The sequence below is a fragment of the Pantoea sp. SIMBA_079 genome (assembly GCF_046940275.1).
Taxonomy (GTDB): domain Bacteria; phylum Pseudomonadota; class Gammaproteobacteria; order Enterobacterales; family Enterobacteriaceae; genus Pantoea; species Pantoea borealis.
Window position 1 is genome coordinate 1 of record NZ_JAWRYR010000427.1, and the last position, 265, is coordinate 265.

General features: G+C 48.3%; 1 protein-coding gene. It reads left to right on the forward strand.

What is annotated here, in order from left to right:
* Positions 1-26: 26 nt before the first annotated feature.
* A partial coding sequence (locus SB719_RS20650; protein ID WP_412159812.1) for a GGDEF domain-containing protein occupies positions 27-265 on the forward strand: 239 nt, incomplete at its 3' end.

Below are 265 nucleotides of genomic sequence, written 5' to 3' on the forward strand. Positions count from 1 at the left end.
CTGGCAAAAATGATCGAGCACTCGCAATGCTCGATATCGACGAATTCAAAAGTATTAACGACGATCACGGACATCAATCTGGCGACAAGGTCCTTCAAGAGATCGCGAAACGTATTGTCGACGTTCTTCATCCGAGCGATTTTATCGCTCGTTCCGGTGGAGAGGAATTCGTCATCATTTTCGGTGAAAAAGGTAGCATGTCACCGGAAATTGCTGCCGAAAGGATTCGTCAGGCCGTTGCCGGCAAATCGTTCCGAATTGGCGT